The sequence below is a fragment of the Vibrio sp. V09_P4A23P171 genome (assembly GCF_963875615.1).
GTDB lineage: Bacteria > Pseudomonadota > Gammaproteobacteria > Enterobacterales > Vibrionaceae > Vibrio > Vibrio anguillarum.
Genome location: NZ_CAWNMR010000055.1, coordinates 229420 through 239167, shown reverse-complemented (window position 1 = coordinate 239167; position 9748 = coordinate 229420). Strand labels below are relative to the sequence as shown.

The 9748-nt window shown below is 47.0% G+C and carries 8 protein-coding genes and 1 pseudogene; 4 read left to right on the top strand and 5 right to left on the bottom strand.

The window, feature by feature from the left end; genetic code table 11:
* Positions 1-1236, top strand: a 1236-nt coding sequence (locus AACT23_RS14930; protein WP_094127548.1) for an IS4-like element ISVa18 family transposase, incomplete at its 5' end; no start/stop codon positions are given.
* Positions 1237-1249: 13 nt separating this feature from the next.
* Here the strand turns inward: AACT23_RS14930 and AACT23_RS14925 are convergent.
* Positions 1250-1608 (bottom strand): annotated as a pseudogene (locus tag AACT23_RS14925) (endonuclease domain-containing protein).
* 17 nt (positions 1609-1625) lie between these two features.
* Positions 1626-2681 carry a CNNM domain-containing protein gene (locus AACT23_RS14920; RefSeq protein WP_017048893.1) on the bottom strand — a complete coding sequence of 352 codons (1056 nt, stop codon included), beginning with the start codon at positions 2679-2681 and terminating at the stop codon, positions 1626-1628.
* 348 nt (positions 2682-3029) lie between these two features.
* Here AACT23_RS14920 and hupA point away from each other — a divergent pair, with 348 nt between their 5' ends.
* Together hupA and AACT23_RS14910 are read left to right on the top strand one after the other, a co-directional pair.
* On the top strand, positions 3030-3302 hold the full coding sequence (hupA, locus tag AACT23_RS14915; RefSeq protein ID WP_010320328.1) for a nucleoid-associated protein HU-alpha: 273 nt from the start codon (positions 3030-3032) through the stop codon (positions 3300-3302).
* Between the two features lie 42 nt (positions 3303-3344).
* Complete coding sequence (locus AACT23_RS14910; protein WP_017046802.1) at positions 3345-4034, top strand: DUF1481 domain-containing protein; 690 nt, start codon at positions 3345-3347, stop codon at positions 4032-4034.
* Positions 4035-4153: 119 nt separating this feature from the next.
* On the opposite strand, the gene purD is transcribed toward AACT23_RS14910, so the two are convergent.
* Together purD and purH are read right to left on the bottom strand one after the other, a co-directional pair.
* Positions 4154-5449 carry a phosphoribosylamine--glycine ligase gene (purD, locus tag AACT23_RS14905; RefSeq protein ID WP_094127536.1) on the bottom strand — a complete coding sequence of 432 codons (1296 nt, stop codon included), beginning with the start codon at positions 5447-5449 and terminating at the stop codon, positions 4154-4156.
* A 324-nt stretch (positions 5450-5773) separates the two neighbouring features.
* Positions 5774-7384 (bottom strand): bifunctional phosphoribosylaminoimidazolecarboxamide formyltransferase/IMP cyclohydrolase, encoded by a 1611-nt coding sequence (purH, locus tag AACT23_RS14900; RefSeq protein WP_094127533.1) that lies wholly within the window; start codon positions 7382-7384, stop codon positions 5774-5776.
* 164 nt (positions 7385-7548) lie between these two features.
* Between purH and zntR the strand changes: the two genes are divergently transcribed.
* Positions 7549-7947 (top strand): Zn(2+)-responsive transcriptional regulator, encoded by a 399-nt coding sequence (zntR, locus tag AACT23_RS14895; RefSeq protein WP_017046798.1) that lies wholly within the window; start codon positions 7549-7551, stop codon positions 7945-7947.
* A gap of 28 nt (positions 7948-7975) precedes the next feature.
* On the opposite strand, the gene AACT23_RS14890 is transcribed toward zntR, so the two are convergent.
* Positions 7976-9616, bottom strand: coding sequence for a methyl-accepting chemotaxis protein (locus tag AACT23_RS14890; protein ID WP_047690627.1), 1641 nt, complete (start codon positions 9614-9616; stop codon positions 7976-7978).
* Positions 9617-9748 lie beyond the last annotated feature (132 nt).

The window sequence follows — 9748 nt, the reverse complement described above, 5'->3', positions numbered from 1 at the left end:
GATATGGAAGGGGCTTATCGCTTTATCCGTAATGAGCAAATCAAAGCAGAAGATATCGCTGAAGCGGGCTTTCATGTCACAGCGCAAGAGGCTTTAGAACAACAAACACTTCTTGCATTAGAAGATACGACTTCTCTAAGTTACTCCCATCGCAGCATACAAGATGAACTTGGGCACTCCAATCAAGGCAATCGAAATCGGGCTATGTTCATACACTCGACCTTACTTTTTGCTCCCGAAACTCAAGTGGTTGTTGGCTTAATTGAACAACAACGCTGGACTCGAGATATTGAAAAGCGTGGACAAGGACACCAGTACGCCACTCGACCATACAAAGAGAAAGAAAGCTATAAATGGGAGCAAGCTTCTCGCCATGTCGCAGAGCGACTTGGCGAGAAAATCTCAGATGTTATTTCTGTGTGCGATAGAGAAGCCGACCTATTTGAATACCTCACTTACAAGCAAGAGCAACAACAGCGATTCCTCGTTCGCTCAATGCAAAGTCGCTGTATAAAAGAGCATGATAATCGTCTTTATGACTACGCTTCCAAGCTGCAATCAGCAGGAGAAAGAGTGCTCGACATACCGCAAAAAGGCGGCCGTAAAGCTCGCACGGTTCACCTAGACATCAAATATGCCCCCGTGACACTCAAATCTCCCGCGAAGAAAAAAGAGTTCAATAACATTTCGCTTTACTACGTGGGATGCATAGAGCAAGGAGAGAGTAACGATAAGCTCGCATGGCACTTACTGACCTCAGAGCCAGTAACGAGCAGGGAAGAGGCACTTAAAATCGTCAGTTATTATGAGCTGCGTTGGCTAATTGAAGATTTTCATAAAGTCTGGAAAAGTGAAGGCACTCAAGTCGAGCAATTGAGAATGCAAAGCAAAGATAACTTAGAAAGGCTCAGCGTTATTCTGGCTTTTATCGCGACTCGGTTGCTCCAGTTGAGATTTATGAATGAATCAGATGAGTTATCTAAGAGCAGTTGTGAGCCGATATTAAAAGGCAAAGCATGGAAGCTAATGTGGCTAAAGCTAGAAAGAAAAGGGCTACCGAAGGAAGCTCCGGACATATCATGGGCTTACAGAGGTATTGCTCGATTAGGGGGTTGGAAGAATACAAAGCGAACGGGTCGTGCTTCTATAAAGACATTATGGCAAGGATGGTTTAGGTTACAAACCATCCTTGAAGGGTATGAACTGGCTAAGTCTCTTGATTCACCAGACTTGTGATCAAGAGACAGGGTTAGGGTGGGGTGTTTAAGTAGCGACAAATATCCTCAACAACATCATCAAGTTGTATTCGTACTTCCTCGTTTGTATACCGTAAAACACGAATGCCAAATTGCTCTAGATAATCAGTTCTTGCTTGGTCGTAGATATAAGAAGACTCGCTGAAATGAGAGTCACCATCGATTTCAATCACCAGCCGATGACTTGGCGCATAAAAATCCACGATATAAGGACCAATACCAAACTGACGGCGAAATTTAGTGCCTAGTTGTTGGCATCGTAACTTTGCCCACACACTTTCTGTTCTGATGCTGTAGCGTTAGTACGCAATGTTCTACGCCGCATTTTTGTCGATTTAGGATTAGACTCCATTCTATTTCCTTTATTTTCTATTCCTCATCCCTGTTTTCAATGACGCCGTGTGTTTTCTTCCAACGTTCCCAGCGCTGGTAAGCAAGCTGCTGCATGTCGGTGGTTTTATCTGCTTCATCAATGATCTCTTCACCCAGTAGGTATTCAAAAATATCCTCTAAGGTCAGAATGCCTTGTACTGTGCCGTATTCATCAACGATTAACGCCAGTTGCAGCCGTTTTTGCATCATTTGATCAAAGGCCTTTAATAAGCTCATTTTGTTGAGCAGCGCATGAAGCGGCCTCATGACTTCTTCTAAACGTTTACTGCCTTGGCCCTTTTGTTGCAGTTTAAATAGCTCTAAGCGATGCACAAAACCGATGATGTCCTCTTTGCTTTCGCCATAAATAAGCGGACGCGAGAAGGGCGTATCTCTATGTTGCACGAGAAACTCGTCGATAGTGAGTTGCGCGCTGGCGCGAAACAAAACCGGGCGCGGTGTCATCACTTGAGTCACAGGGACGTGCTGAATAGCCAACAAGTTATTGAGTATTTTTGATTCGCCATCGGCAAACTCACCGCTTTCATTGGCCAGCATGGCCATTGCGGAGAGTTCATCACGCATTTTGGGCGCTTCATGGTGACGCGCTAAGCGTTTGGTGATCTGCTCTGAAAACCAGACGAAAGGTGTCAGCGCCCACACCATCCAGCGTAAAACCACCGCAGAAGCTGGCGCAAGTTGACGCCAATAGGTTGCGCCAATAGTTTTCGGTACGATTTCCGACAACACCAAAATGCCTAGAGTTAGCACCGCAGAAAATACGCCGAGCCATTCGCTACCAAATACGACCGCCGCTTGTGCGCCTGCGCTGGCGGCACCGATGGTGTGAGCAATAGTGTTGAGCGTGAGAATCGATGCCAAGGGACGGTCAATGTCCGCTTTGAGCTTGCTTAATTTATCAGCTGAAGGATGAGCATTTTGGCGCAACTGAGCAAGGTAACTTGGTGTGATGCTCAGTAGCACAGCTTCAAGAACCGAACAGATAAAAGAGACACCGATGGCAACGGCAATATAAACCGTAAGCAAAAACATGATTGTTCCTTAGTTTTAATCTATACCAAATCAATACTGCGTTGAGCTTGCTCCATGCCAATGTCGGTCATTGGAGGCTCTACCTGCGTAGGATTGCACTGATATATTAGGTCGCTTAAGTGACCTGAAATATCAGGTATCCAAGCATAAGTACGCTATAAATAAGGGCTTACAGCGTTAAAAACAAGCGGATATTCTTTGTCAATCAGTAACAAATTGTGAGTTATTGCTCATATTGTGGTTAAAAGTGCGGCATAGAGACAAAAGATCAGCGACAAACCTTTGCCAGACGGGGGCTTTATGTTTTAGAGTGAGGTCAATTCGATAACACATGAGAAGGGAAACCTAATGAACAAGACCCAATTAATCGACTTTATCGCTGAAAAAGCAGACTTATCTAAAGCACAAGCAAAAGCTGCTCTTGAAGCGACTTTAGGCGCAGTTGAAGGCGCTCTCAAAGAGGGTGACCAAGTTCAACTAATTGGTTTTGGTACATTCAAAGTAAACCACCGTGCAGCGCGTACTGGCCGTAACCCTAAAACAGGTGCTGAGATTCAAATCGCAGCAGCTAACGTTCCAGCATTTGTAGCCGGTAAAGCACTGAAAGATTCAGTGAAATAATTTATACTACGCCGAGATACCCTCTCGGCGTAGATTTCTCCCATGAAAAAAATTCTTTTATCCATTCTATTTCCCCTAGTCTTAGTGGGATGCTCCTCCTCTAGCCATACGCCTAGTCTCGAACAATATTCCAATTATACCAGTGGGCAAACCATGGGTGATGCCACCAGTTTTTATTGGTATATCGAGCGTTCAGCCTCCCCAAACAGCGCCGCCGATTATGTTGCATCAGGTGATTATGGTTGGTATAAAACCAATTATCGTTGGGATGAAGGGACATTAAGAGAGCTCAAGCGCGAAGGTGAGCAGCTACAAAAGAAATCGCTCGTACCTTATTCGGTTCACTTACGTTTTAATGACGCTGGCGAGGCAATTTATCAACAATACCGTGTCGATGGAAAAATACTGCCACTCGATGAAGAACAGCTTTCCCATTACCTGCAACAAGCACAATACCTGATCTCAGAAACCAAAAATAAAGACAACCAAGGGTTAGAACTGATTCAAGGAGTGTGGGATGGCGAAGTGTTTGAAACCTGCACGGGTCATGAATACACGCAGATGGAATTTAACCAAACGCTGCCCAGTTTTGTGGTCAGTCGTTTAGCATCATTGGATAACTACATCGCATTTTTAGGTAAAATCCGCAATAACCGTGTCTATATCGAAGAGCTATTAATGCTTGCTGATGAGAATCATGGCTGTGTCGACAAACCGCAATTGTTGAAGTGATGATTAAGTTCATCTCGAAGTGAGTTTAACATCAAGCCAATACAGAAGTATGAATATGAAGTATAAAAATAAGGCGCTCAATGAGCGCCTTATTGGATCATAACCTAGCTTTGTCGTTGTTATTTTGTTGTCTGTTGTTCACGAGCTATCGCGCGGTAGCCAATATCGCTGCGATAGAACATGCCATCCCAGTTGACCTGTTTGGCTAATTGGTAAGCGCGCTGCTGCGCTTGTGAAACCGTGTTACCAAGTGCGGTTGCGCATAACACGCGACCACCGTTGGTGACGACTTCTCCAGCTTGGTCGCTTGTGCCTGCGTGGAAGATTTTCTCACCCGCGACTTCTTGCGTTGGTAAGCCAGAAATGACGTCCCCTTTCGCGTAGTCGGCAGGGTAACCGCCAGCGGCCAAAACAATACCGATAGAAGCGCGTGGGTCCCATTTTGATTCCACTTGATCAAGTTTGCCTTCTAGAGCGGCAAAGCAGAGTTCGACCAAATCTGATTGCATCCGCATCATGATCGGTTGAGTTTCAGGGTCACCAAAGCGGCAGTTGTACTCAATCACTTTCGGTGTGCCTTGCGCGTCAATCATCAGCCCAGCGTACAGAAAACCTGTGTAAGGGTTGCCTTCTGCCGCCATACCGCGCACCGTTGGATAAATCACCTCTTGCATCACGCGCTCATGGATCTCGGGCGTGACCACCGGAGCTGGCGAGTAAGCGCCCATGCCGCCAGTATTGGGGCCAGTGTCTTTATCGCCGACGCGTTTATGATCTTGGCTGGTGGCCATAGGGAGAACATTTACACCATCGACCATGACAATGAAGCTCGCTTCTTCTCCATCTAAGAACTCTTCAATCACCACGCGGCTGCCTGCATGACCAAAGGCATTGCCTGCGAGCATATCTTGAATCGCGTCTTCAGCCTCTTGCAGCGTCATCGCCACAATTACCCCTTTGCCAGCGGCAAGGCCATCGGCTTTGACCACAATCGGCGCGCCTTGCTGGCGGACGTATGCCAAAGCAGGTTCAATTTCTGTGAAATTAGCGTAAGCCCCAGTAGGAATATGATGACGAGCTAAGAAATCTTTGGTGAACGCTTTAGAGCCTTCGAGCTGTGCTGCTGCTTGCGTCGGGCCAAAGATGGGTAAATCCGCCTTACGGAAAGCATCCACCACGCCAAGCACTAAGGGTGTTTCTGGGCCAACAATGGTCAGTTCAATACGTTTTTCTTGAGCAAAAGCGACCAAACCAGCAATGTTTTCCACTGCAATGTTGACGTTCTCAAGTTTAGGCTCAAGCGCTGTGCCCGCATTACCCGGAGCAACAAAGACAGTTTTAACATTTGGGTTTTGAGCGACTTTCCAACCCAGAGCGTGCTCACGACCGCCAGTACCTATAATCAGAATGTTCATCTATGAGTATCCTTTAACGTATAGAGTTTGTTTGTTGCCATTTACCCCCTCCTAACCTCCCCCTTAAAGGGGGAGGAACTTGGATGACAATATCTCCCCTTAAAGGGAAGGAACTTGGAGAACAATACCTTTTCCTAAAAGTTAGGTAAGGTCACCTCGTTCTATTCCCTCCTCCTGAAGAGGAAGGAAGTTAGAGAACAATACCTCTTTCTGAAAGTTAGGTGAGGTCACTTCGTTCTATTCTCCCTCCCCTAAAAGGGAAGTAAGGTCACTTGGTTTCTATTCCCTCCCCTTCTAGGGGAGGGCTAGGGTGGGGTAAGGTTTTTAGTGACGGAAGTGACGCATACCAGTAAAGATCATCGCCATGCCGTGTTCATCGGCGGCGGCAATCACTTCGTCATCGCGCATCGAACCGCCTGGTTGAATCACACACTTGATGCCCGCTTGCGCTGCGGCATCAATGCCGTCACGGAACGGGAAGAAGGCATCAGAAGCCATCACACATCCTTCGACTTGCAAGCCTTCATCGGCCGCTTTAATGCCCGCAATTTTGGCTGAATAAACGCGGCTCATTTGGCCTGCGCCCACGCCAACAGTCATGTCACCTTTTGAGTAAACAATCGCGTTTGATTTGACGTACTTAGCCACTTTCCAGCAGAAAAGAGCATCTTTGATCTCTTCTTCACTCGGCTGGCGCTTGGTTACGATTTTGAGATCATCAAGGCTAACCATGCCTTGATCGCGATCTTGCACTAGCAAGCCACCATTGACGCGTTTCACGTCAAAACTGGTGGTTTTCGCTGACCACTCACCGCACTCAAGCAGGCGCACGTTTTTCTTCGCCGCAACCACTTCAATCGCTTCCGCTGAAACAGTTGGTGCGATGATCACTTCAACAAACTGGCGCTCAACAATCGCCGCTGCGGTTTGTGCGTCTAGCTCGCGGTTAAAAGCGATGATGCCACCAAAGGCAGACGTTGGGTCGGTTTGGTAAGCGCGGTTGTAGGCTTGAAGAATATCGCTGCCCAAGGCAACGCCGCATGGGTTGGCGTGTTTGACAATCACACACGCTGGCTCAGAGAACTCTTTCACACACTCAAGAGCGGCGTCGGTATCGGCGATGTTGTTGTAAGAGAGCGCTTTACCTTGGAGTTGGCGTGCCGTAGAGACTGACGCTTCCTCTGGGTTGGCTTCAACATAGAAAGCGGCCGCTTGGTGACTGTTCTCACCGTAACGCATGTCTTGTTTTTTCAGGAATTGTTGGTTGAAGGTGCGCGGGAATTTGCTCTCTTCATCACCCTTCTTTCCTTCTTCATCAAGTAAAGAGGCTCCATAGGATGGAACCATAGTGCCGAAGTAGTTGGCGATCATGCCATCGTAAGCAGCGGTGTGTTCAAAAGCAGCAATCGCAAGGTCAAAACGTGTTTCGAGTGTTAGCGAATTGTCGTTCGCATCCATCTCGGCAATGACACGGTCGTAGTCATGTGCATTCACCACTATGGTCACATCTTTGTGGTTTTTCGCCGCAGAACGCACCATAGTTGGTCCACCAATGTCGATATTTTCTACCGCATCAGCTAGGGTACAACCTGCTTTAGCAACGGTTTCGGCAAACGGGTAAAGGTTGACGACCACCATATCAATCGGCTTAATACCGTGTTGTTGCATGATGTCGTCATCTTGACCGCGACGGCCCAGCACGCCACCGTGTACTTTCGGGTGCAATGTTTTTACGCGACCGTCCATCATCTCAGGAAAACCGGTGTAGTCAGAAACTTCTGTAACAGCAATACCTTGGTCTGCTAATAAGCGAGCGGTGCCACCAGTAGAAAGAATATCGACACCGCGCTTCGCGAGAGCTTGAGCGAACTCAACAATGCCGGTTTTGTCTGATACGCTGATCAATGCGCGGTGAATAGGACGAGCGTTATTCATGCTTCGGTCTTCCTCAAATCATGGAGTTAATGGGAAATTTGATGGCGCACATTCTAACCAAACAATCATCAAAAAGCTCGCGCAATCGTTTGGCATCGCAAAATTTTTTATAAAAACGGTGATATTGGGTATCAAACGTAATAAAAACGTTAAAGGAGAATGAGATGTTTCAAATTGGAGAGCTCGCCAAACGCTGTAAAGTTTCAACCGATACGCTGCGTTTTTATGAAAAAAATGCGCTAATAAAACCGGCGGGACGCAGTGAGTCGGGTTATCGTTTATATAATCAAAAAAATCAGCAGCAGGTGAGTTTTATTCTCAAAGCCAAAGAGCTAGGGCTCAGTTTGGATGAGATCAAAGAGTTACTGGAAATAAAGCTGGAAGCGACCGAACACAGCTGTGCAGAAGTGAAATCGATCACCAGCGCTAAGCTGGTGGTGATTGATCAAAAAATCGCCGAGTTAACGGCGATTCGTCAAGCGCTAAAAAAAATCAACGATGCGTGCTGCGGTCATATAGACGACAACGCCAGCCACTGCTCAATTTTAGCAGCATTGGAGTGATCTCATCAGCCGATAAGGCGTGAGTTGCTCACACTTTAAAATGGCTAATGCTCTGTTTCAGTTGTTGGCCACTGTCTGAGAGATATTGACTGGCTGTCGACACTTGGTCGGCTTGAGCTGCAGCTTGAGAGCTGTGCTCGGCAATATGAGTCAGATTGCGATTAATCTCTTCTGTAGCGGTGGTTTGCTGGGCACTTGCCTCAGCAATATGTTCATTGAGTGAGAGAATCTGTTTTATTTGCTCGTCGATCTCATTGAGCACTTGCTGCGCTAAAACGGCTTGTTGCTGTGTGGCGGTTGATTGTTGCTGCGTTTGAGCCATAAATTCTCCCAGCTCTTTTGCGCGAGCCTGTAATCTATTGATTATCTGCTCTATCTCGTTGGTGCTGGTTTGAGTACGCGTTGCCAGCGCCCGTACTTCATCCGCGACGACCGCAAAGCCTCGCCCTTGTTCACCAGCACGTGCTGCTTCAATCGCCGCATTCAGGGCCAATAAGTTGGTTTGTTCAGCTATCCCTTGGATGACCGCCAGTATCGCTCCGACATCTTGCGTCTCTTTCGCGAGGTTTTTAGTGGTAGTGTCAGTGGTGGTCAGTAGTGCAGACAAGGAGTCCATAAAATCAGAAGCTTTGCCAATCACCGAGCTGCCTTCTTTGCCTTTGCTGCTGGCCGTATGCGCGGCTTTCGCGGCACTACTCGCTGCATTAGCCACTTCTTGATTGCTCGCATGCAGTTCGTTCATCGCTGATGCGACCGTATCGACAGATTGCTGCTGCTCTAAGGCTTTGATTGAGGCATGTTGTGAGAGTTGAGTAAGCTCATTTGCCGAGTGGTTAACATTGTCGGTAATCGGTGTGATATTGGTAATGGTATGACGAATCTTCTCTGTGAACTCATTGAAGGCTTGCGCTATGTGTGACAGCTCATCACTACCTTGCACCGAGAGCTGTTTGGTTAAATCACCGTCGCCTTTGGCGATTTCTTCGAGTGCCTGTTTGGTTTCTTCACACGGTTTAGTGATGCTATTTCCTATCACTACTGAAAGAATCAGCATCACAATAATGACGAGGCTAAGAATGAGCAATATCGATTGTAGGCGTTGCCAAATCAACGCATTGACATCGTCGATGTAGACTCCAGAACCGAGGATCCAACCCCAAGGTTTAAATAATTTTACATAAGAGATTTTACCCACATCGACGCTAGAACCCGGTTTGGGCCACATATAGTCGACAAAGCCTTCACCCTGCTGTTTAGCGACTTTAGTAAATTCTACAAACAGTTTTTTTCCGGTCGGGTCTGCGGCATTGGAGAGATCTTTGCCGTCCAATTGGGGCTTCATTGGGTGCATGATCATACTTGGCTGAAGGTCGTTGATCCAAAAATAATCATCAGCCTCGTAGCGCAGTTTCGCGATGGCTTGTTTGGCTTGAGTCTGTGCTTGCTGCTCGGACAAGGTGCCATCGATTTGTAATTGGTGGAAGTAGCTTAATACGCCGTATCCTGTTTCGACGATGTGGCGAGTTTTCGTCTGTTTTGATTGCATTAAATCGTGTTGATAACTATTGAGCATGGAGACAAATGGGATCAACAGTAGCAGTGTGGTGACCGTGGTCAGCAGGTATAAACGCGTTCTAATTTTGGTCTGGCGCAAGTTCAGTAAGCTCATTGACGTCACTCCTTGTCAATCTTCCGAGTGGTTTTATCATTATAGGCCCATTTGACTTGGTGTTTAGATTGTTGCGTCGCCGAGCTCATCTTAGTCACTCCATTTTTGGGGGGATAAAGCCTTACTCATTGT

Coding starts and splice junctions, on each gene's coding strand:
- hupA (WP_010320328.1), top strand. CDS start 3,030: ATGAACAAGACCCAATTAATCGACTTTATCGCTGAAAAAGCAGACTTA.
- AACT23_RS14910 (WP_017046802.1), top strand. CDS start 3,345: ATGAAAAAAATTCTTTTATCCATTCTATTTCCCCTAGTCTTAGTGGGA.
- purH (WP_094127533.1), bottom strand. CDS start 7,384: ATGAATAACGCTCGTCCTATTCACCGCGCATTGATCAGCGTATCAGAC.
- zntR (WP_017046798.1), top strand. CDS start 7,549: ATGTTTCAAATTGGAGAGCTCGCCAAACGCTGTAAAGTTTCAACCGAT.
- AACT23_RS14890 (WP_047690627.1), bottom strand. CDS start 9,616: ATGAGCTTACTGAACTTGCGCCAGACCAAAATTAGAACGCGTTTATAC.
- purD (WP_094127536.1), bottom strand. CDS start 5,449: ATGAACATTCTGATTATAGGTACTGGCGGTCGTGAGCACGCTCTGGGT.
- AACT23_RS14920 (WP_017048893.1), bottom strand. CDS start 2,681: ATGTTTTTGCTTACGGTTTATATTGCCGTTGCCATCGGTGTCTCTTTT.